Source organism: Micromonospora sonneratiae, from assembly GCF_042679305.1.
GTDB classification, from domain to species: domain Bacteria; phylum Actinomycetota; class Actinomycetes; order Mycobacteriales; family Micromonosporaceae; genus Micromonospora_H; species Micromonospora_H sonneratiae.
The window spans coordinates 1-21758 of record NZ_JBHTMP010000080.1; the positions used below are offsets into that span (position 1 = coordinate 1).

The window sequence follows — 21758 nt, forward strand, 5'->3', positions numbered from 1 at the left end:
TGAAGTTATGTCCACAACGTACAGACGATCACGCGGTGGCCGCCTCGCGTCCACCCCGCTCCACCAGCAAGATCTCAAACGGCGGCTGCCGTACTAGTCCCACCACATGCTTGACAGATCCGTCCCAGCACATGCGCGACAGTCGGTCTTGGTTGCTCAGTTGCCCGGGTTACAGTCAGCGCCACCGCGCCGCAGTCGTGCACCTACGCTTCTGGCCAGTCAGCCACGATGACCAATGGAATTGAGCCCGGCGACCGGTAGTCGTCACCAGGAAAGTACTCGATGTGCTGATGCCGGCGGACTGTCCGGTCATCGGCGGTCTCGGTTTGCTCGGCCACGCCATCGAGTGCGTCCCAGATGATGTCGAGACACTCATGCCCGCCGGAGAAATGCAGCGTGGTCCCGCCTTGCAGACTGACAAGCAGCGGGCCTGCCGTCGCCTCTTGGCTGACGGCCCCGTCGGTGACCGCCACCTCGAAGGGCTCAGCATGTTGGCGTAGCAGCCGGCTGAGGGCGCGGAATGCAGCTGGCGGCCCGGCAAGCTCCAGCTCATCGTCGCTGACGGAGAGACGGCAGCGTCGGTGATCATCCATGGGCGCTTTGTTCCTCACTGCGCGGCCTCTTGCGTCGCCCACCGTGAAAAGCCTCCGCGAGTGTCTTGAGGATCATGTCAAGCATGTGGTTGGACGCGAGTGTCAAGCATGTCCCGTGACAGGACACATGACGTGGCGTTCTGACTGCCGAAACACTCTCTTTAGGATCAAGGCGCCGCGCAAGCGCGGCGCCGGCCCGCCCACGCTCGGCCTGCTGGCGGCCTCCGGCCGGCATCGGCCGGCAGCTACCTGGTGCTGCCAGCTTGCTAGCTTCGGTCACGGCCGATACAGGCGACGATGGCCGAAGCATCGGCCGCCAGAAAGAGCACGAAACGGCTGAACATGCCGACAGGTCTTACGACTCCGAGGCGCAGTTGCTGGTCTCCCAGCGCAGCCAGCGCGTCGACCGCCACCCGGTAACTATCGGTGGGGAACCCAGCAAGCCGAACCGTCTCTTCGCGGCACCGGTAGATGCTGGCGAGATCACTCGCCAGTGCAAGCTTGTCCCAGACCTCGAATGTCGCGCCGCTTTGCAATGACGCACGGCAGGCGCTGTACGCCTCCTGCGGGCCATTCAGAAGGCGCATCAGATGTTCTCGGTCCACGCCCCGGGATCGTACGGCTTCCAGCCGTAGCACCGTGACGATCGCGAGGGTGGTCGGCCGCCGTCGAGGTCGGGGCGATCGCTGCCGCGCCGCTTCGCGACTTGCCACCGGAGTACGTGGTCCAGGTGCACGGTAGCCCGGCTGGACCGAAACGGGAAGCCGTAGGCACCGGGTCTCCGCATCACCACAGAGCCGGGCATGCCACATGGCAATAGCCAATACTCTAACGGGTTGCCCTCCGGGAGAATGGCTCCTGGACCGGTGGCAGAGCCGGGTTATTGCAGCGCTCAGAGCCGATCTGTGCACGCGCGGCGGCTCGAAGGCGCGTGGGGCCGCTGGCGTGCCATGCCCCACCGGGGGTTCAAATCCCCTCCGGTCCGCGATCAGGGCCGCACCACTGAAACCGTGCCAGCCATGTGTCAGAAGACCGTGCCGTAAACGGTCACCAGTGGGCAAGAGCGGTCACTGTCATACCGCCGCCGACCAGGCACAACGGACAGAGCGGTGGCAGTCACAAACGATCTTTCAAGCTGGCGACTGGGCTTCAAGCGCCGGCTATGCCGACAGTTGCCGGTAGACCGCGACGAGTAGCAGAGCCATACCGACTGCAGTCGTTGCCCAGCCGAGGCGCAGCGTTGCCGTTGGATGGCGAGGCCACCATCCTCCGGGAGCCCAGGTATATATGAAGGAGAGGTGCTCTGCTACGGGTTCTGCGCCACCGGTCACGTAACCCTGGCCCACGAAGATGAAGCCGAGGATGATGACGAGCAGCGCGAATAGCGCCATTTCGAACGGCTGCGTATCGGCTCCCGCTGCAAGAGGCGCGCACAGATCATGTCTTGCCACGCACAGCCACCGGTCCGGCGACCGTGACGCCTTGCGCAGAGTACGTGCAATGATCTTGACAGGTGGGTTGGAGGAGTAGCCCGCCCGACCAGGTCACGAGCGCAGTGGTCACGCTGCCGCTGTCGCCCTCCTAAACCGTTTGCTGCTTGTCGATCCCTGTAGCGCGCGGTACTGCCGCTAATGTTGAGCCCGTGGCAGGGGACGTCGAGCGTGTCATTCGGCGTCTGCGTGAGCAGGCGTGTACAAACGTGGGGCGTTGGTCTGGTCGGATCCCGTTGCGAGAGGCTTTGTACCACGTGACACGTGGTCGGATTGACAAGCGTCCAAGGTATGTGGTTGGTCAGCTTCCAACCCTTGACACGCCCTGGCAGGACACCGCTTCTGGTCGATACTTTGGATGGCGATGTCGGCAGGCGAACCTTGGAGGACAGTTCGCCTTTGCGGTTGAGTACATCGTTTGCCCGTATTGCAAGACCGCCTGGGTGGACAAGCCGTATACCGCTGAGGAGTACCAGCGGCACGGCCTTGCCTCGACGGCTCTTTGGGCGCTGCGTGAGGAGAACTCAGGGTTGACTTGGTACACCGGCAGCGGACACCTGGGCGACGCCAAGGCGTTCTGGGTGGCCGTAGGGCGCGGTGTTCCTGGCGCGTATCGTCCGCTTGAGCTGTGTGAGCACATCGACAGGCACGGGGGACTGAAGCCGCGTTGGCTGCTGCGGCGGCAGCGGATCACAGTCCCGAAAGTCAGCGGATCGTCAGCGAAGGCCGTACCGCGTGGCTGACTTCGATCATGCTTGACGGCAGGACCGATGCGTCTGACCACGCGGTACGACAGTTGATCACACTCGCTGCTACGTCACGTCACTTTCCCCCCGACGGGGGTCGTCTCCTTCTTCGGGGGCCTTCTCGCCCTGCTCAACCCCCTCCTCCGGTCAGGTGGTCAGTCGCTGTCGCGAACTCGGCCCAGCAGCCCGGCCCACGCAAGTGACCGGAGACACAGCCGCCGTCGAAGTTCTATCGTCGTTGTGGGCACCGTCCCGATCGGCAAAGATCAACGTTTACCTTTCCGGCTCCGTCCCGCCCAGGTGGCACGCCACCGTAGAGGGGCAATTCCTGTCGGACGCTGAGCGGTGATCGGGTACGGCTGCCTCACCTACGCTGCGCGGAGTTGTCGGTGTATGGCGAGGTCATCCACGCGGTGCAGTGTTTCCGAGTTGCGTGGGCGCAGCATCGGCGACAGTACGGCCTCCGGGAAGAAGCGGGCGACCCCTGCGGCCGCCATCCAGCCCATCCGTACCCTGGTCATGTTGTCCGAGACCGGCTCCAAAGTCAGGCGGATACGAGCGACGCCGAGTCGCCCGGCGTGCGCGTCGAGTTCGAGCAGCCGGTTCGGCTCCATCTCGCGTACCACTGTCTGGTCCTCGATCTGCAGCGGCCATGGGCCCACCCGGTGGTGGACTCGGGTACCCACGGTGGGCCAGCCTTCGTCGACGGCCCGTATGTGGGCGGCGCCGACGACCCAGCTGGCGTAACTCCAACCATCGGCAAGCACAGCGAAGATCCGCTCGGGTGGGGTACGGATGGTTCGGCAGACCTCGATCATCATGTCTCCTTGCCTCCGGCCGTGCCGTACGGCTTCCCTGCCCTGGCGGAGGCAAACGAGGGTCGCTTCGGTCCGAGGGCTGCTGCGCTATCGGCCCGAACGTTGAGTGCCCGTTCGCCCGGTTGCCCGGTTGGGAGGGGTGGGAGGCCGTGTGGACGTCCTGCAACTACCGCCCGTGCTGGGCCCGTACTCAGGCCACCGATCGCATGTATCTGCAGGCGAAGCGGGACAACCTCCCGGCCCTCCGACTGTGCGGGCGGATGGGTTCCGCGAGATTTGCGGTTACCACCACCGTGCCCGGGTCGACGGTGCGGGCAGCGGTCTCGGCACGGGGCAGCCACCGCAGACTGAGCCGGTAAGCCCGGTCAACCTCGACGAGGCTGACCGGGCCGGGACGACGTCGACTGGAGGCGATCAGGGTTGGTTCAGCGCGCCGTGCAGTGTCATGGCGGCCTGGCTGGTGGCGGCGCGGGCCGGCGCGCTGTGTGCCAGGGCGTTGAGCATCACGAAATCGTGGATCATGCCCTGGTAGCGGACCTCGGTGACCGGCACGCCGGCCTGACGTAGTTTGGCCGCGTACGCCTCGCCCTCGTCCCGCAGTACGTCCGCCTCGTCGGTGATGATCAGGGCGGGCGGCAGGCCCTTGAGCTGGTCCATGCTGGCCCGTAGCGGCGATGCCATCGGGTCGGAACGGCGGCTCGTGTCGGGCAGGTACTGGTCCCAGAACCACATCATGCCCTCACGACCCAGGTAGTAGCCCTCGGCGAACTCCCGGTAGGAGGCGGTGTCGAAGTTGGCGTCGGTGACCGGGTAGAAGAGCACCTGTTGCAGGAACTGTGGGCCCCCACGTTGCTTTGCCATCATGGTGAGCACCGTGGCCATGTTGCCGCCGACGGAATCTCCGGCGATCGCCATCCGAGAGGCGTCGAGGCCATGCTCAGTGCCGTAGTCGACGATCCACTGCGCGACCGCGTAGCACTCCTCCAGAGCGATCGGGAACTGCGCCTCCGGTGCCCGGCTGTACTCGGGGAAGACCACGGTGGCGTCGGCCTGTACGGCGAGTTCCCGAACCAGTCGGTCATGGGTGATCGCATCACCGAACACCCATCCTGCCCCGTGTACGAAGAGGATGACCGGCTGCGGGTGGCGGGAGCCATCGGGCCGCATCATGTCCTGTGCCACCGCCCGGACCCGGTTGCGTAGTCCGCTCGGTGCGCCACCCATGTGTCCCTTCGGCCGAATGATCCGGATTTTTACCTCTGGGCTGGGACCTCCGGGAATCACCATCATTTCGTCTATGTCCACGTCGGGCATGGGGACCTGCCGTGACTGCAACTCGTCCAGTTTCGCCCGGCCGCGTTCTGGCCCGAGTTGGAACAGGAACGGCGGCTGGGACGTCATCTGGACGACCTCATGCGCGGCCGGCTCCAGTACCACGGTCGAGGTGGCTTGCGCCATGACGACTCCTCCTCCCAATCGCGACGCCCTGGTGACGACGCTCTGTCTGGCGGCGAATGTTCGGTGACTGGCTTTCGGCTGAACTGCTGTCGATCTGGACTTGCGTGGATACCCCGATATCCATGGCTTATCGCCGAGTGAGCACTGGCTAAATGTCCGTCAGCGTCCTTGTCCAGGTAGCTCTGATAGCAGATCCAACTGTCTGACCGGCGGTTGTCCACAGCCGGGTCGGTTATCCACAGGCTGCGCCGAGTGCTCTGCTGGATCAGGCCCTTGGCGGGCACGGTGTGGCGGTGATGAAGCCACACGATCCGCCCGTTGGAGGCCGTGATGCCATCCCGTACCTCCGTATCAGCCGCACCCCGCCTGCCGCTGGTCCTGACCTCGGACGCTGAACTGCTCGACGACCTGCTGCGGCTGGCTGCGGCGGGCGGGGCCGAGGTCGAGGTGGCACCCGACCCGCCGGCCGCCCGATCCCGATGGGCTGCCGCGCCGCTGGTGATGGTTGGGACCGACCAGGCACAGGCCTGTTTGCGGGCCCGACTACCCCGCCGACCCCGGGTGGTGATGGTCGGACGGTCCGGCCAGGGCGACCCGGGCTGGGACCTGGCGGAGTTGCTGGGTGCCGAACACGTCGCGATGCTGCCGGCTGCTCAACCCTGGTTGGTGGACCGCTTCGCCGACAGCGCCGTCGGCGGCAACCCCGGTCAAGGTACGGGACATGTCGTTGCGGTGATCGGCGGCCGGGGCGGCGCTGGGGCCAGCGTGCTGGCTGGCGGGCTTGCGGTCACCGCCGCCCGAGCCGGCCTGCGCACGCTCCTGGTGGACGGCGACCCACTCGGTGGGGGACTCGACCTGATCCTCGGCTGGGAGCAGATGTCGGGCCTACGATGGCCCGCCCTCACCGGCGCTGACGGGCGGATGGACGCTCCGGCGCTGGTCCGCGCCCTGCCGAGCAGCGGGGACCTGGTGATGCTCTCCTGGGACCGGGGCACACTGCTGCCCCTGCCCGCCGAGGCGATGGCGGCCACCATGGACGCCGGTCGACGCGGCCGGGACATCGTCGTGGTGGACCTGCCCCGGCAACTCGACGATCCAGCGGTGATCGCACTACAGGCAGCTGACCAGGGGCTTGTCGTGGTACCTGCCGAGCTGCGGGCGACCGCCGCCGCAGCCCGGGTCGTCGCCGCTGCCAGCCCGCACTGCACACAGCTGTCGGTGATCGTCCGTGGCCCGGCACCCGGACGGTTGAAGGCCCGCGAAGTGGCCAAGGCACTCAACCTGCCGCTGGCCGGAACCCTCCGCCCCGAACCGGGCCTGAGTCGCGGCCTGGAACGTGGTGAAGCACCGGCGTCCTCCGGCCGAGGCCCGCTGGCCGTGCTGTGTCAGCGAATCATCGCGGACATTTCCGGTGTCCCGATGGCGGGGACGGGAGCGGCATGAGGCAGGAACTCGCCACCCGGGTGCGGCAGCGGTTCGCCGCCGAGGGCATGGCGGTCACACCGGCCGCCGTCGTGTCCGCCGTACGCGCCGACCCCGGTGCTGCCGTCCTTGGCGACACGACCGTTCTGCGAATGGCCGATCGGGTGCATGACGACCTCGTCGGCGCCGGTCCACTGGCCCCGCTGCTGGCCGACCCGAACGTCACCGACGTACTCGTCAACGGGGTGCGCGTCTGGGTCGACCGGGGAAGCGGACTCAGGCAGGTGGCCGTCCCGCTCGGCAACCTCGACGAGGTACGCCGACTCGCACAGCGAATGGCCGCGTCGTGTGGCCGTCGGCTTGACGACGGATCGCCGTACGTCGACGCGCAGCTTCCGGACGGCACCCGGCTGCATGCCGTACTGCCACCGGTCGCTACCAGCGGCCCCTACCTGTCGTTGCGGACCTTCCGGCAGCGGCCGTTCACCCTCGACGAACTGGTCCAGCAGGGGACGGTGCCCGGTCCAGCGGCGGAGCTACTGGCCGCCGTGGTGGCCGCCCGACTGGCCTACCTGGTCACCGGTGGTACGGGCTCCGGCAAGACCACCCTGTTGAACACGTTGCTCGGACTCGTACCGCCGACCGAGCGGATCGTTCTGGTCGAGGACGCCGCCGAGTTACGGCCGGTCCACCCGCACGTCGTCGGGCTCCAGTCCCGTACCTCCAACGTGGAAGGAGCCGGCTCGGTCGGAATGAGCGACCTGGTCCGTCAGGCACTGAGGATGCGTCCGGACCGACTGGTGGTGGGGGAGTGCCGAGGGGCGGAGGTCGTCGACCTGTTGTGCGCCCTGAACACCGGACACGACGGTGGGGCCGGCACGTTGCATGCCAATGCGCCGGCAGACGTACCGGCTCGGTTGGAGGCACTCGGACTGCTCGGCGGGTTGCCCCGGGCCGCCCTGCATGCCCAGGTCGCCGCCGCCCTTCAGGTGCTCCTTCAGGTACGCCGATCGAGCCAGGGGAGGGTGCTGGAGGCGGTCTGCCTGCTGTTGCCCACCGGTCAGGAACGGCTGGTGACTGTCGTACCTGCCTGGGAACGCGACGGTGGTCCGGGGCCGGCTGCCGCCGCGCTCGCCCGGCTGATCGCCGCCCGGTCGGTGCCGGTGCCAGCGCTCCTGACCGGTACGGGACAGCCACCGGCCCTGACCGGCGCGGGACGACCGTCGGTTCTGACCGGTACGGGACGACCGTCGGCTCCGACCAGCGCAGGGCGACCGCAGTGACTACGCAGTGGTGGCTGGTCGTGACCTGCCTGCTCGGTGCGGCGCTGCTCTCCGCCTGGCCGGCGTACGGTTCGCGCCTGCGGCAGCGGGCAGTCCTCCAACGACGGGACCGATCGGACCAGCAGGATCGCTCAACGGGACCAGCCGGGCCAGCCAGACCAGCCAGGACGACCGGGTTGACCTGGGCGGTTGAGCCGACCCGCGCAGCCACCGACACATGGTGGACCAGCGGCGAACGAGAGCGTGATCGTGGACTACCGATCGGGCGGCAGCAGTGGCGGGCATTGCAGGTCCGGATCAGCGCAGCACCACGACGGGTGACCATGCTGGCAGCCGTCGCCGCTTCTGTGGCAGGGGCGTGGGCGGGTGGACCGGTCGCGGCAGTGGTCGCTGCCGCCTATGCCGGCCTCGCGGCGCGCCTGGCGCTTCGCCGGTCGGCGGCACGAGCAGCGGAAGGTGCACGACGTCAGCAACTTGACCGACTCTGTGGCCTCGCCGCCGACCTACGGGCCGGACTGCCGATCTCGGTAGCCATGTCGGCAGTCGCGACGGAAGGGCCGGACGCTGGCTCCACCCGGCCCGGAGGCAACGACCGGATCTCTCACCTGACCAGGGCTGCTGCTCGCCTGGCCGAGCAGACCGGTGCGCCGCTGGCCGACCTGGTCGAGCGGATAGAAGCCGACGTCCGGGCGACCCGACGTGGTCTGGCCGCCGCTGCGGCACAGGCTGCCGGCGCGCGGGCCACTGCCTGGCTGCTGGCGGGGCTGCCACTCGGCGGGATCGCCCTGGGCTACGCGATCGGCGTGGACCCACTCGACGTGCTGCTCCGTACGCCGGTCGGCGCGGGGTGTGCGGTGGGTGCCATGGGCCTACAGTTCGCTGGTCTGGCGTGGGCTGACCGGCTCAGTAGCAGTGCGACGCGCATCTCCGGAGACGGCGACGAACACTTCTCCGACCGCACAACGCATACCTCCGGCGGTCCGGTGTCGACCCGAGCGCTCCCATGTCCGCCCAGCTGACGGTGGCCGGTTGCCTGGCCGGGGTGGCACTCACCGTGGCTGTCGCGGCCACCCCCACGGGCCGTACGGTTCGCCGTCGGCTCAACAGGATCAGCATCGAACAGAACCGACGGCCCCAGCGGCGACCGGACCTGATCCGCCTCGGTGCCGCGTTGGGCGGGCTGTCCGCAGCGGTCGTACTCGGTGGCTGGTCGGGCGTGCTGGCCGGCACGCTGGTAGCGGTCGTCGTGGACCGTCTGCTGCGCCGGTTCGAGCCTGCATCGGCGCGTGCCCGGCGATTACGGGCGGTCAATGATCTGCCACTGGCGGCCGACCTGCTGGCAGCGGTTCTACGGGCCGGAGCACCCGTCGACCGGGCGGTCGTCGCCGTGGCCGAGGCGCTCGGCGGCCCGCTCGGTGAGCGGCTGGATCTGGTCGGCCGGACGCTGCTGCTCGGCGGTGGTCCGGAAGAGGCATGGGCCTACCTGGCATCGGTGTCAGGCGCCGAACGGCTGGCGGCGGCGGCCATTCGGTCCGCGTCGAGCGGTGCCGCGCTCTCCGGGGCGCTGAGCCGGCTGGCCGACGAACTGCGTGCTGATCGGGCCACCGCAGCGGAGGCGAGCGCCCGTCGGGCCGGCGTACTCATCGTGCTGCCACTGGGCCTCTGCTTTCTGCCCGCCTTCATTCTCGCCGGCCTGGTGCCGGTGATCGTCGCCGTGCTCGGCGACGTGCTGTGAACCCATCGAGAAAGGAACATCGTCGTGCGCAAGCTCTTCGCCCGACTACGGGGCGACGCTGGAATGAACACCGCAGAGTACGCCGTCGGCACGCTTGCCGCCGTGGCCTTCGCCGGCATCCTGTTGAAGGTCCTGACGTCGGGCAGCGTGCAGGCAGCGTTGATGGCCGTCATCAACCGGGCGCTCAAGTGATCCGGCGCCGGTTGGCCGGCCGCGACCGGGGTTCGTACACCGCCGAACTGGCGGCCGGCCTGCCGGCGCTGATGCTGCTGTTGCTGGCGGGGCTCACCTCGGTCACTGCGGTGACCACCAAGGCCCAGTGTGTGGACGCGGCACGAGAGGCGGCGTTGGCAGCCTCCCGTGGGGAGCCCGGAGTGGCGGCGGGGCAGCGTGTCGCACCGCCCGGGGCGTCCGTGTCGGTCGCGGTGACCGGTGACGACGTGACAGTGACGGTACGGGCGCCCGTCCGCGCGTTCGGTGCCCGACTACCCGGAATCACCGTCACCGGCACGGCGGTGGCGGCCGTCGAGCCCGGAGCACCGGAGGCAGCCCCGTGACCGCACCCGGCAGCAGAGTGAGTCGAGAACGGGGTAGTGCCTCGTTGTGGCTGTTGGTGATCGGGTTGGTGCTGGTGGCGGCCGGTATCGCCGGATCGGCGGTCGGGGCCGCCCGGGTTGCCCGGCACCAGGCCCGGGTCGCGGCCGACTTCGGGGCACTCGCCGGGGCGGCCCGTGCCCTGGAAGGCCCAGCCGTGGCCTGTGCCCGCGCCTCGGTCATCGCCTCGGCCAACGGTGGCAGGCTCACCTCGTGCACGGTGGACGGAATCGATGTGGAGATCACCGTTCAGGTGGCGGTCGAACCGATGCCTGGTCTGACACGAGTGGCCACGGCAACCGCCCGAGCCGGGCCGATCCGTGGTTGAGGCTCCTTGCCCAGGCCATCGACCCGAAGTCTCCCTGAGACAGACCGAGGTACCCCCGCCGCCAGGCCGGCAGGAGAAGCCGCCATGTCCGAGGTCTCAGTCGCCAGGCCGGCAGGAGCAGCCACCACACCCGGGACGGGGCCGCTATGCGGTCAGCTGCAGTACGAACTCTTCGACGACTTCGCCCCGCCCATGAGCGAAGCCACTGTCCTCGCCGACGATGACGAACCCACAGCGCTGGAGGACCTTCTGGGAGCCGATGTTGTCCTTTGCCACCCGGGCGTGCACAGGACGCGTCGTGACCTGCGTCAGGAACTCCGCCAGTGCCTGGGAGGCGATGCCCCGGCCCCAGTACGCCCGGTCGATCCAGTAGGTGACCTCGGTATCGCCATCCTGGACGAAGCTCATGATGTGCCCGACCACATGGGAGTCGATGATGATCGTCCGCTTGACGATTGTTTCGTCCGTCAGGAACCGGCTCCATCGGGCGAGGAAGGTGGCCAGATCCGCAGGGTCCTCGGCGGTGAAGGCGGCCATCCGGTTGGCCGTGGAGTCGAGTTGGTGCTGGAAGAACACCTGCAGGTCATCCTGCTCGACCTCTCGCAACACCACAACGCTCACCCTCCTTGCGGTTCTGAGAGAGCTTATGCCCGGCTGGAGCGTACCGTCTTAAAGATCTTGACGGGGCCGCGGTTCCTGTTGCTGGGACGCGATTACCGATCGTGCGGGACCGTCCACCAGTCGATGTCGGCGTCAGCCAGCCTCTTCATCGGGCTCATCCCCGGGCAGGTTGGCCAGGACCACGTCGAGCACCTGCACCGCCTCGGCCTTCGCCAGCGGATTGTTGCCGTTGCCGCACTTCGGTGACTGGACGCAGGACGGGCACCCCGCCTCGCAACCACACTCGGCGATCACGTCCCGGGTCGCCCGCAGCCACGACTCCGCAGCCTGGTACGCCCGCTCGGCGAACCCCGCGCCGCCCGGGTGGCCGTCGTACACGAAGACCGTGGGGCTCCCGGTGTCCGGATGCGACGCGGTGGACAGACCGCCGATGTCCCAGCGGTCGCAGGTCGCGACCAACGGCAGCAGCCCGATCGCCGCGTGCTCGGCGGCGTGCAGTGCGCCGGGAACGTCGGCGGTTTCGACACCGGCCTCCACCAACGCCGACTCGGAGAGCGTGAACCAGACCGCGACGGTACGGAGTTCACGGGTAGGCAGGTCGAGCGGTCGGGTGTCCAGAACCTCGCCGGTGGCGATCCGCCGCCGCTGGTACGACACCACCTGGCTGGTCACGTCGACCTCGCCGAGGAAGAGACTGACCGGGCCGGCGTCGAGCCGGGACCGGACCGACACCACCGACACGGAGGTGACGTCCCGGGCATGGGTGGACCAGTCGGGCTCCTCCGCATGCACCAGGGCGCATCCGTCGGCCAGGTCCAGTTCGTCGACGACGTACGACACGCCCTGATGCAGGTGCACCGCGCCGGGGTGGACCAGGAAGTGCGACGACGCCGGGTCGACCGTGCCGAGCAGGCGGCCGGTGGCCGATTCGACCACGCAGATCGGCGTACCACCGGTGCCCCGCAGGTCGACTTCGGGTCGGCCGGCGTGCCGCCAGTACCAGCCGGTCGGGCGGCGACGTAGCGCCCCTGCGGCCACCAGTGCCTCGACCGCCTCCGCCGCCCCCGCGCCGAACAGGTCGAGGTCCGCCTCGGTCAGCGGCGCCTCAGCGGCAGCGCAGCACAACTGCGGACCGAGGACGTACGGGTTGGCCGGGTCCAGCACCGTCGCCTCGACCGGCTGGCCGAACAGTGCCTCCGGGTGGTGCACCAGATAGGTGTCCAGCGGGTCGTCCCGGGCCACCAGCACCGCCAACGACTCCTGTCCGGAGCGTCCCGCCCGCCCGGCCTGCTGCCACAGCGACGCCCGGGTGCCCGGATAGCCACAGATCAGTACGGCGTCCAGTCCGACCAGGTCGACGCCCAACTCCAACGCGTTGGTCGAGGCGAGCCCGAGCAGTTCCCCGGAGAGGAGTGCCCGCTCCAACGCCCGCCGTTCCTCCCGGAGATAGCCGGCCCGATATGCGGCGACCCGGTCGCCGAGACCGGGCACCGCCTCGTCCAGCGCCCGTCGGGTGGTGGTGGCGACCACCTCGGCGCCGCGTCGGGACCTGACGAACGCCAGGGTCCGTACCCCGGCGGCGACGGCGTCGCCGAGCAGGTCGGCGGTCTCCCGTATCGCTGAGCGACGTACCGGTGCGCCACCGTCGAACAGGCTCTCGCCGGGTGCCTGGCCGGGAGCGGTCTGCTCCGGCGGGTGCGTGGGGAGCACCGGAGACGCTGAGGGGCGCACCGGGTGCTTGGGGAGCGCCGGGGACGCTGCGGGGTGCATCGGGTGAGCCGGGGACGCCGGGGGTAGCAGCGGCGGCTCCCACAGGGCGAAGGTCAGCCCACCCCGGGGAGAGTGATCCTGTGTGATTGCTGTCACAGGAAGGCCGGTGAGTCGTTCGGCCGCTACCGCCGGGTCGCCCGATGTCGCCGAGGCGAGTACGAAGACCGGGGACTGCCCGTACCGGGCGGCCTGCCGGCGTAGCCGGCGCAGCACGTGGGCGACGTGTGAGCCGAAGACGCCACGGTAGGTGTGGCACTCGTCCACGATCACGATCGCCAGCCGGCGGAGGAAGGTCGACCAGTTGGCGTGGCCGGGCAGCAGCCCGTGGTGCAGCATGTCGGGGTTGGTCAGCACGAACCGGGAGTGCCGCCGGATCCACTCCCGTTCGGCGCGCGGGGTGTCCCCGTCGTAGCAGGCTGGTCGTACCCCGTCGAGGTCCAGCTCGGAGACGGCGCGGAACTGGTCCGCGGCCAGCGCCTTGGTTGGCGCGAGGTACAGCGCCGTGGCCCGCTGGTCAGCCAGCAGCCGGGTCAGAGCGGGCAACTGGTACGCCAGCGACTTGCCGGAACCGGTGCCGGTGGCGACGATGACGTGCTGCCCGTCGTGTGCGAGCGTGGCCGCCTCGGCCTGGTGCCGCCAGGGGGTGATCACTCCGCGACTGGCGAACGCGGCCCGCAACTGCTCGGGCACCCAGTCCGGCCATGGGGCGGTCGTGCCGGCGCTGGCGGCGATGCGTTCGACATGGGTGACCGGGTCACCGGCGGTCAGGCTCCGGGCCCGCAGCCGGTATAGCAAATCGGCCGGTGTCGGATTGCCGGCCGGACCCGACCAGTCGGCCCCGGAGCCTGCCGATACTGTGGCTGCGGAGGTCACGCCCTGCACTCTCGCACTGTCGGGGTGCATTGGAAAAGCCGGGGCGTGGGTAACGGCTGGTACGGGCGTACCTCGATGCGTCGTTGCACGACCGGTGGTTAGATGCCCAGGGGTGTCCTGGTGGGCAGAGGAGGGAACTGATGGAGCTGTCGCTGGCGACCCGCACCGTCGACGATCACACGGTGCTTGAGGTCGGCGGCGAGGTGGACGTCTACACCGCCCCGCGGCTACGGGAACGACTCGTCGAACTGGTCGAGGGCGGGGCCCGCAAGGTGGTCGTGGACCTGGGGCGGGTCGACTTCCTCGACTCGACCGGACTGGGTGTGCTGGTGGGGGCGTTGAAGCGGCTACGCGCGGCCGGTGGCACCTTCGGTCTGGTCTGCGACAAGGAACCACTGCTCAAGATCTTCCGGATCACCGCGCTCGACCAGGTGTTCCCGATATTTCCCACAGTCGATTCGGCGACCGGTCCGGGGCCGGCCGGCTCCGACGCGTGATGTCGACGGTCCGCCTGTCCTTCTCGCCCGCGCCGGTCCATGTGCGTACCGCCCGGCTGGTCGGTGTCGCTGTCGCCCGTCGGGCCGGCGTCGCCGAGGAACTGCTCGACGAGGTACGGCTGGCCATCGGCGAGGCCTGCACCCGGGCGGTTGCGTTGCACGTCCAGTACGCCGTGCCCGATCTGGTACAGGTGGAGATGTCCGATCTGGGGGCATACGCCGTACGGGTGATCGACCGGGCGCCCATCGAGGCCGGGCTCGGTCTGGCCGCACTTCCCCCGGACGAGTTGGCCGACGAGTCCCTGACCGACGAGGCGCTCACCGTCGGCGTCGGCTTCGCCCTGTTGGCGGGTCTGGTCGAGGACCTTCAGGTGCGCCCGGTGGACGAGGGCATCGGCACCGAGGTGCGGATGGTCTGGCCGATCGGCCGCTGACGATATCGGCGCTTATACATCACTTCGTTGGGCTAACACAACGACGAAGATCACCGCGACACGACCCGTTCGGCGTGTGACCTTTGACACCGTGGGCGGCTAGAGTACCCGGGGTTATCAGCAAGTGTCCTGGTCGCGCAACAGCGCGACCAGGTGATCATCGCTGGTCCGCGGGCATGGGTCGGCGCGCAAAGACACTTGCGAATCCGCGTGAGCCGCCCCGGGCCGGTTCGTCCGTCGGCGGCGCGAGTGTTCGGTACAGGAGGACATAGATGTCCGGGACCTTGGCCGCCGCTGGCGGCGGCGGGTTGTCCCTTACCGGTGCGAACCTGTCGTACGTGATCATCGCTGCGGTCATCGCGCTGGTCGCACTCGGCTTTGCCGCCGCCCTGACCAGGGCGGTGCTGGCAACCGGTAAGGGCACCACAAATATGCAGGAGATCTCCGGGGCGGTCCAGGAGGGCGCCTCGGCCTACCTGCTGCGTCAGTTCAGAACCCTCGGCATATTCGTCGTGATCGCCGTGGTGCTGCTCTTCGTACTGCCGGTCCACGAGACGGACGGCAACGAGACCCTGGTGAAGGTCGGCCGTTCGGCGTTCTTCGTCGTCGGCGCGGTCTTCAGCGCCTTCATCGGCGGTGCCGGCATGGCCCTGGCCACCCGGGCCAACCTGCGGGTCGCCGCTGCCGCCCGGCAGGCGCAGGGCGGTCGCGAGGCCGCCATGCAGATCGCCTTCCGTACCGGTGGTGTGGTCGGCTTCCTCACCGTCGGCCTCGGCCTCTTCGGCGCGGCGCTGGTCGTCGTGCTCTTCAAGGGCGACGCGCCGACCGTGCTGGAGGGCTTCGGCTTCGGCGCCGCCCTGCTGGCGATGTTCATGCGGGTCGGCGGTGGCATCTTCACCAAGGCCGCCGACGTCGGCGCCGACCTGGTCGGCAAGGTCGAGCAGCACATCCCGGAGGACGACCCGCGCAACGCGGCGACCATCGCCGACAACGTGGGCGACAACGTCGGTGACTGCGCCGGCATGGCCGCCGACCTGTTCGAGTCGTACGCCGTCACCCTGGTCGCGGCACTGATCCTCGGCCGTGCCGCGTTCGGTGAGGACGGCCTGGTCTTCCCGCTGATCGTCTCCGGTATCGGTGTGATCATCGCGATCATCGGGGTCTTCATCACCCGGCTGCGGGCCTCGGACCGCTCCGGACTCACCGCGATCAACCGGGCGTTCTACCTGTCCGCCCTGCTCTCCGCGATCCTGGTGGCCATCGCCGCGTGGAGATACCTGCCGGCCGACTTCGCCGACTTCGGTGGTGGCGTGGCCGACGTGGACGGCAACCCCCGGGTGGTGGCCATCGGTGCCGTCCTCATCGGCATCGTGCTGGCCGCCGCCATCCAGGCCCTCACCGGCTACTTCACCGAGACCAACCGGCGACCGGTGCAGGACATCGGAAAGACCTCGCTGACCGGCCCGGCCACCGTCATCCTCTCCGGCATCAGCATCGGTCTGGAGTCGGCGGTCTACTCCGCGCTGCTGATCGGTGCCGGCGTGTTCGGGGCGTTCCTGCTCGGTGGCAGCTCCATCACGCTGTCGCTCTTCGCCGTGGCGCTGGCCGGCACCGGTCTGCTCACCACGGTCGGTGTGATCGTGGCGATGGACACCTTCGGCCCGATCTCCGACAACGCGCAGGGCATCGCCGAGATGTCCGGTGACATCGACGAGCACGGTGCCCGTACCCTCACCGAACTCGACGCGGTGGGCAACACCACCAAGGCGATCACCAAGGGCATCGCGATCGCCACGGCGGTACTGGCCGCGACCGCGCTGTTCGGCTCGTACACCGACACCCTGCGTACGGCGTACGGCGACGCCGGGGTGGCGGACGTCACCTCGGAGATCCTCAACGCCCTGAACGTCGCCAACCCGCGCAACCTGGTCGGCCTGATCATCGGCGCGGCGGTGGTGTTCCTCTTCTCCGGTCTGGCCATCAACGCGGTCTCCCGGTCGGCCGGGGCCGTGGTGATGGAGGTACGCCGTCAGTTCCGGGAGATGCCGGGCATCATGAACCGGACCCAGCGCCCCGAGTACGGCAAGGTCGTCGACATCTGCACCCGGGACGCACAGCGGGAGCTGATGACCCCAGGCCTGCTGGCCATCCTGGCACCGATCGCGGTCGGCTTCGGCCTCGGGCCGGGTGCCCTGGCGTCGTACCTCGCCGGTGCGATCGGGGCCGGCACGTTGATGGCGGTCTTCCTGGCCAACTCCGGCGGTGCCTGGGACAACGCCAAGAAGCTGATCGAGGACGGGGCGCACGGCGGCAAGGGCTCCGACGCACATGCGGCCACGGTGATTGGTGACACCGTCGGTGACCCGTTCAAGGACACCGCCGGTCCGGCGATCAACCCGCTGATCAAGGTGATGAACCTGGTCTCACTGCTGATCGCACCGGCCGTGGTGGCCTGGAGCGTCGGCAGCGACAAGAACACCACCCTGCGGGTCACCGTCGCGGTGGTCGCGACCCTGATCATCGTGGTGGCGGTGTTCTTCAGCAAGCGTAAGCCGGTTTCGATGTCCGCTCCGGGCTCCGGGCCGGGCAACTCCGGTAGCGGCAGCTCGGACCAGCGGCCGGAGACGGTCTCCGCCTGATCCACGTACGGCCGGGGCACCTCCCACCCGGGGAGGGGCCCCGGCCGGTCACGCGGTATCCCCAGGTCGGCTGTCGAAGCCGTACGCTGCAACGCATGTGTACCCCCCGTGCCGCAGCCGCCGGAAGGCTCACGGTGGTCCTGACCACACTCGTCCTGCTCGTCGGGGCGTGTGGTGGTGGGCCCACGGCACGGGTCTGGGCAGCGTCGGTCTGCGATGCGCTCGCCCCGTGGCGGGCCGAGATCAGCGACCTGACCAGCAGCACCCAGCAGCAGATGACCGCCAAGACCACTCCGGCCCAGGCCAAGGAGAACCTGGTCCGGCTGCTGGGCGGTGCGGAGGAGGCCAGCGAGACCGCCCGGCAGAAGGTGGCCGACGCCGGGGTGCCCGACGTGGAGCAGGGTGCCGTCGTCTCCCGGAGTTTCGTCGCCTCGCTCAGCGCCGTCCGTGACGCCTACGCCAAGGCCAAGAGGTCGATCGAGGCATTGAGCACCGGTGAGGCCGGCGCGTTCTACGACGGGGTCAAGGCCGTGGTCGACACGCTCAACCAGGAATACAGTGCCAGCGCGGTGGACACGAGCAAGCTCAACTCACCAGAGCTGGAGCAGGCCTTCGACGAGGTCCCGGAGTGTCGCTGAACCGGCCCGATGGGGGCCAGCAGCTCTCGTTGCTCGGGGTGGAGGCCGTCCGGCCGAGCCCCGCTGATCTGGCCGGTCTGTTGGCCGGGCCCGGCCAGGTGGTACGGATGGGTGGCACGGCCCGGGTATCCGTCGTGGTGGACTCCGCCTGGCGGGTGCACGTACTGGTCGCCGAGCTGGCCCAGCGGGGCCTGACCGCCAGTTGGGTGGGCGTCGGCGAGGAGCAGCACGGGGTCCGTACGTCGTACACCACCGCACTCGCCCCGCTGGCCACACGGTGGCTGCGTGGCGAAGCGAAACACCCACCCGCCGGCTTCCACCTCGACGGTCACCGGCTCCGGCTGTGGTGCGCCGCAGCCGGTGACGCTGACCGGCTGGGGTTCGTGCTGCGGCTCGGCCCCGACGACGGGGACTGTTGGGAACCGGTCGGTACGGCCCTGGCCGCGATCGGTCTACCGGCAGCGCTGCTGGCCCCGGGGGCGGGCGGTCCGGCGTACCGGATCACCGGCCGGCGGCGGATCGCCCACCTGGCCGAACTGGTGGGTGACCGACCACCCGCCGCGCCACCACAGCGATGGCCGGGACCCCCGACGTGATCGGGAGTGGCCCGATCACGCTCAGCGATATAGATTTGTCAAGTCCGATGTCCGACAGGTGGTTTCCGAGCCGCCCGGTCAGCGGACGCTCGCCGGCTCGGCTCGGGCGCAACGGGGCGATGGGCCACGTAGAGGCCGGCTACGGGTGTACCGTGTCGCCGTCCGGGTTACCGTCCGCACGACGGTGGCACCTCGACGTAACCGCTGCTCAGCGGGCTGGTTCGCGGCCCGCGCAACCCAGGGGGCGGGGAGCGCGTTACGTTGGACGTTCGACCGTCGGCGCGGCGGCGCGCGGTACGGCGGCGAGCGTGACCAGGACGGTCAACAGGAACAAACTGTCCGGGCATGACGTTCGGTCCGGGCAGCACACTGTGAGTGAGGTCGGGGAGAGACGTGCCGAGTAACGCCAAGAGCACCCGTCTGGTCATCGTCGAGTCGCCGGCGAAGGCCAAGACGATCTCGGGCTATCTCGGCCCGGGGTACGTCGTCGAGGCCAGCTTCGGCCATGTGCGCGACCTGCCGCGCAATGCCGACGATGTGCCCACCAAGTACAAGAAGGAGCCGTGGGCGCGGCTCGGGGTCGACGTCGATCATGGTTTCACCGCGCTCTACGTCGTCTCACCGGACCGCAAGCAGCAGATCGCGAAGCTGACCAAGCTGGTCAAGGAGGTGGACGAGGTCTTCCTCGCCACCGATGAGGACCGCGAGGGCGAGGCGATCGCCTGGCACCTGGTCGAGACGCTCAAGCCCAAGGTGCCGGTCAAGCGGATGGTCTTCCACGAGATCACCAAGTCGGCCATCCAGACGGCGGTGGCCAACCCCCGCGAGATCGACCGGGACCTGGTCGACGCGCAGGAGGCCCGACGCATCCTGGACCGGCTCTACGGCTACGAGGTCTCGCCGGTGCTGTGGAAGAAGGTGCGCAGCGGGCTGTCGGCAGGCCGGGTCCAGTCGGTGGCCACCCGGATCGTGGTCGAGCGTGAACGGCAGCGGATGGCCTTCCGTTCCGCCGAATACTGGGACATTCTGGCGACCCTGGCGGTGCAGAACGCCGGCGAAGGCCCGCGTACCTTCAACGCGACCCTGATCAGCCTGGACGGGGACCGGATCGCCACCGGTAAGGACTTCGAGCCGACCACCGGGCGGATCAGGCCGGGCTCGGGCGTACGCCACCTCGACGAGGCAGGTGCCCGGGGGCTGGCCGCTCGCCTCGACGGACGGCCGTTCAAGGTGACCCGGGTCGAGGAGAAGCCCTACCGACGGCGTCCCTACGCCCCGTTCATCACCTCCACCCTCCAGCAGGAGGCGGCCCGCAAGCTGCGGTTCTCCTCACAGCAGACGATGCGCACGGCGCAGCGGCTGTACGAGAACGGCTACATCACCTACATGCGTACCGACTCGGTGAACCTGTCGGAGACCGCGATCGCCGCGGCCCGTCGACAGATCGCCGAGCTCTACGGCGAGCGCAGCGTGCCGCCGGAGCCGCGCCGCTACACCGGCAAGGTCAAGAACGCGCAGGAGGCGCACGAGGCGATCCGGCCGGCGGGGGACAACTTCCGTACCCCCGGGGAGGTCGCCAACGAGCTCTCCGGCGAGGAGTTCAAGCTCTACGAGCTGATCTGGCGGCGGACCATCGCCTCGCAGATGACCGACGCGATCGGTTCCAGCGTCTCGGTACGCATCCGCGCGACCTCCACCGGCAACGAGGAGGTCGACTTCGGGGCGACCGGCAAGACGATCACCGACCCGGGCTTCCTGCGGGCGTACGTCGAGTCCTCCGACGACGAGACCGCCGAGGCCGAGGACGCCGAGCGTCGCCTGCCCAACCTGACCAGGGACCAGCCGCTGACCGCCGACGAGTTGACCGCCCAGGGGCACCACACCCAGCCGCCGTCCCGCTACACGGAGGCGTCGCTGGTCAAGTCCATGGAGGAACTGGGCATCGGCCGCCCGTCCACGTACGCCTCGATCATGCAGACCATCCAGGACCGGGGGTACGTCGCAAAGCGCGGCCAGGCGCTCATCCCGTCGTTCCTGGCGTTCGCGGTGGTCGGGCTCCTGGAGCGGCACTATCCCCGACTGATCGACTACAACTTCACCGCCACCATGGAGAACGAGCTGGACGAGATCGCCGGTGGTGACCACGCGGCGGTGGACTTCCTCACCTCGTTCTACTTCGGCAGTGGACCGGTCGACGGTGACGACTCGATCGCCCGGGCGGGCGGCCTGAAGAAGCTGGTCACCGAGAACCTCAGCGAGATCGACGCCCGCAGCGTCAACTCCATCCCGCTCTTCCGGGACGACGAGGGGCGCGATGTCGTGGTCCGGGTCGGCCGCTACGGGCCGTACCTGGAACGGCGGGTACCGGGCGAGGAGGCGACCCCTCCGGCGGAGGGCGAGGAAGCCACTGCTGCCGGGGACCGGGCCCCGATTCCCGAGGGCGTCGCACCGGACGAGTTGACCCTGGAGAAGGTGCACGAACTGTTCCTCGGCGGCGGGGGCGAGCGCAAGCTCGGCGACGATCCGGCCACCGGCGAGCCGATCCTGCTCAAGTCCGGCCGGTTCGGGCCGTACGTGGCCAGTGGCGAGCGGAAGTCGTCGCTACTGCGTTCGCAGAGTCCGGACTCGTTGACCCTGGATGAGGCACTGCGCCTGCTCAGCCTGCCCCGCATGGTGGGCGTGGCGCCGGACGGAGCCGAGGTGTTCGCCAACAACGGACGGTACGGGCCGTACGTCAAGCGTGGTGACGAGTTCCGCTCGTTGGACTCGGAAGAGACGATGTTCACCATCACGCTGGACGAGGCACTGGCCCTGCTGGCCGCCCCGAAGACCCGGCAGCGGCGGGCGGCGGCTCCACCACTGCGGGAGATGGGCGACGACCCGTTGACGCAGAAGCCGCTGGTGATCAAGGACGGCCGGTTCGGCCCGTACGTCACCGACGGGGAAACCAACGTCTCGCTGCGGCGCGGCCAGACACCCGAGGCGTTGAGCCTGGAAGAGGCGTCCGAGATGCTGGCGGAGAAGCGGGCCAAGGGACCGGCTCCGAAGAAGAAGGCGGCCAAGAAGGCGGCGGCGAAGAAGACGACAACCGCTGCCAAGAAGACGACGGCGGCCAAGAAGAGCACCGCGAAGGCCACCACGACGGCCGCCAAGAAAGCTGCTCCGAAGAAGACCGCCCCGAAGAAGGCAGCGGCCGAGTAGCCGACCATCTCGCGTGCACGTG

General features: G+C 69.0%; 19 protein-coding genes and 1 tRNA gene. 14 read left to right on the plus strand and 6 right to left on the minus strand.

Translation table 11 applies throughout. From position 1 onward, the window contains the following. Positions 1–203: 203 nt before the first annotated feature. Both ACFQ4H_RS30715 and ACFQ4H_RS30720 read right to left on the minus strand, forming a co-directional pair. The gene (locus ACFQ4H_RS30715) at positions 204–593 is read right to left on the minus strand and encodes an Imm32 family immunity protein (protein ID WP_377577860.1); all 390 of its coding nucleotides are present in this window, start codon (positions 591–593) and stop codon (positions 204–206) included. 266 nt (positions 594–859) lie between these two features. Continuing rightward, on the minus strand, positions 860–1198 hold the full coding sequence (locus ACFQ4H_RS30720; protein ID WP_377577862.1) for a hypothetical protein: 339 nt from the start codon (positions 1196–1198) through the stop codon (positions 860–862). 255 nt (positions 1199–1453) lie between these two features. Here ACFQ4H_RS30720 and ACFQ4H_RS30725 point away from each other — a divergent pair. Further along, positions 1454–1578, plus strand: a tRNA-OTHER gene (locus ACFQ4H_RS30725). A gap of 1619 nt (positions 1579–3197) precedes the next feature. Here ACFQ4H_RS30725 and ACFQ4H_RS30730 read toward each other — a convergent pair. After that, positions 3198–3647 (minus strand): SRPBCC family protein, encoded by a 450-nt coding sequence (locus tag ACFQ4H_RS30730; protein WP_377577865.1) that lies wholly within the window; start codon positions 3645–3647, stop codon positions 3198–3200. 414 nt (positions 3648–4061) lie between these two features. Then, complete coding sequence (locus ACFQ4H_RS30735; protein WP_377577868.1) at positions 4062–5105, minus strand: alpha/beta hydrolase; 1044 nt, start codon at positions 5103–5105, stop codon at positions 4062–4064. Between the two features lie 330 nt (positions 5106–5435). On the opposite strand from ACFQ4H_RS30735, the gene ssd reads away from it, so the two are divergent. The 7 genes from ssd (at position 5436) to ACFQ4H_RS30770 (ending at position 10467) form a co-directional block, all read left to right on the plus strand. Next, entirely contained in the window at positions 5436–6548 is a 1113-nt protein-coding gene (ssd, locus tag ACFQ4H_RS30740; RefSeq protein ID WP_377577871.1) for a septum site-determining protein Ssd, read from the plus strand. Then, the gene (locus ACFQ4H_RS30745) at positions 6545–7810 is read left to right on the plus strand and encodes a TadA family conjugal transfer-associated ATPase (RefSeq protein ID WP_377577873.1); all 1266 of its coding nucleotides are present in this window, start codon (positions 6545–6547) and stop codon (positions 7808–7810) included. The genes ssd and ACFQ4H_RS30745 overlap by 4 nt, the downstream gene beginning before the upstream one ends. Then, positions 7807–8829, plus strand: a complete 1023-nt coding sequence (locus tag ACFQ4H_RS30750) for a type II secretion system F family protein (RefSeq protein ID WP_377577876.1) — start codon at positions 7807–7809, stop codon at positions 8827–8829. The genes ACFQ4H_RS30745 and ACFQ4H_RS30750 overlap by 4 nt, the downstream gene beginning before the upstream one ends. Further along, positions 8814–9545 (plus strand): type II secretion system F family protein, encoded by a 732-nt coding sequence (locus ACFQ4H_RS30755; protein ID WP_377577879.1) that lies wholly within the window; start codon positions 8814–8816, stop codon positions 9543–9545. Before ACFQ4H_RS30750 ends, ACFQ4H_RS30755 begins: the two co-directional genes overlap by 16 nt. A gap of 63 nt (positions 9546–9608) precedes the next feature. Then, positions 9609–9737, plus strand: a complete 129-nt coding sequence (locus tag ACFQ4H_RS30760; RefSeq protein ID WP_377577918.1) for a DUF4244 domain-containing protein — start codon at positions 9609–9611, stop codon at positions 9735–9737. Further along, positions 9734–10102 carry a TadE family type IV pilus minor pilin gene (locus ACFQ4H_RS30765; RefSeq protein WP_377577883.1) on the plus strand — a complete coding sequence of 123 codons (369 nt, stop codon included), beginning with the start codon at positions 9734–9736 and terminating at the stop codon, positions 10100–10102. The genes ACFQ4H_RS30760 and ACFQ4H_RS30765 overlap by 4 nt, the downstream gene beginning before the upstream one ends. A 17-nt stretch (positions 10103–10119) precedes the next feature. After that, positions 10120–10467 (plus strand): Rv3654c family TadE-like protein, encoded by a 348-nt coding sequence (locus ACFQ4H_RS30770; RefSeq protein WP_377577886.1) that lies wholly within the window; start codon positions 10120–10122, stop codon positions 10465–10467. Positions 10468–10611: 144 nt separating this feature from the next. On the opposite strand, the gene ACFQ4H_RS30775 is transcribed toward ACFQ4H_RS30770, so the two are convergent. Then, positions 10612–11079, minus strand: coding sequence for a GNAT family N-acetyltransferase (locus ACFQ4H_RS30775; RefSeq protein WP_377577889.1), 468 nt, complete (start codon positions 11077–11079; stop codon positions 10612–10614). Positions 11080–11220: 141 nt separating this feature from the next. After that, on the minus strand, positions 11221–13731 hold the full coding sequence (locus tag ACFQ4H_RS30780) for a DEAD/DEAH box helicase (RefSeq protein WP_377577891.1): 2511 nt from the start codon (positions 13729–13731) through the stop codon (positions 11221–11223). A 140-nt stretch (positions 13732–13871) separates the two neighbouring features. On the opposite strand from ACFQ4H_RS30780, the gene ACFQ4H_RS30785 reads away from it, so the two are divergent. The 6 genes from ACFQ4H_RS30785 (at position 13872) to topA (ending at position 21736) form a co-directional block, all read left to right on the plus strand. After that, positions 13872–14228 carry an STAS domain-containing protein gene (locus ACFQ4H_RS30785; protein WP_377577893.1) on the plus strand — a complete coding sequence of 119 codons (357 nt, stop codon included), beginning with the start codon at positions 13872–13874 and terminating at the stop codon, positions 14226–14228. Beyond that, a complete protein-coding gene (locus ACFQ4H_RS30790) occupies positions 14225–14662 on the plus strand; it encodes an ATP-binding protein (protein ID WP_377577896.1) in 438 nt (145 codons plus the stop codon). Before ACFQ4H_RS30785 ends, ACFQ4H_RS30790 begins: the two co-directional genes overlap by 4 nt. Positions 14663–14934: 272 nt before the next feature. Further along, positions 14935–17301, plus strand: coding sequence for a sodium-translocating pyrophosphatase (locus ACFQ4H_RS30795; protein WP_377577898.1), 2367 nt, complete (start codon positions 14935–14937; stop codon positions 17299–17301). A 95-nt stretch (positions 17302–17396) separates the two neighbouring features. Beyond that, on the plus strand, positions 17397–17939 hold the full coding sequence (locus ACFQ4H_RS30800) for a hypothetical protein (protein ID WP_377577901.1): 543 nt from the start codon (positions 17397–17399) through the stop codon (positions 17937–17939). Next, positions 17930–18535 carry a hypothetical protein gene (locus tag ACFQ4H_RS30805; RefSeq protein ID WP_377577903.1) on the plus strand — a complete coding sequence of 202 codons (606 nt, stop codon included), beginning with the start codon at positions 17930–17932 and terminating at the stop codon, positions 18533–18535. The genes ACFQ4H_RS30800 and ACFQ4H_RS30805 overlap by 10 nt, the downstream gene beginning before the upstream one ends. 393 nt (positions 18536–18928) lie before the next feature. Next, positions 18929–21736: a type I DNA topoisomerase gene (gene topA, locus ACFQ4H_RS30810; protein WP_377577905.1), complete on the plus strand. Its 2808-nt coding sequence runs from the start codon at positions 18929–18931 to the stop codon at positions 21734–21736. The last annotated feature ends 22 nt before the right edge of the window (positions 21737–21758 follow it).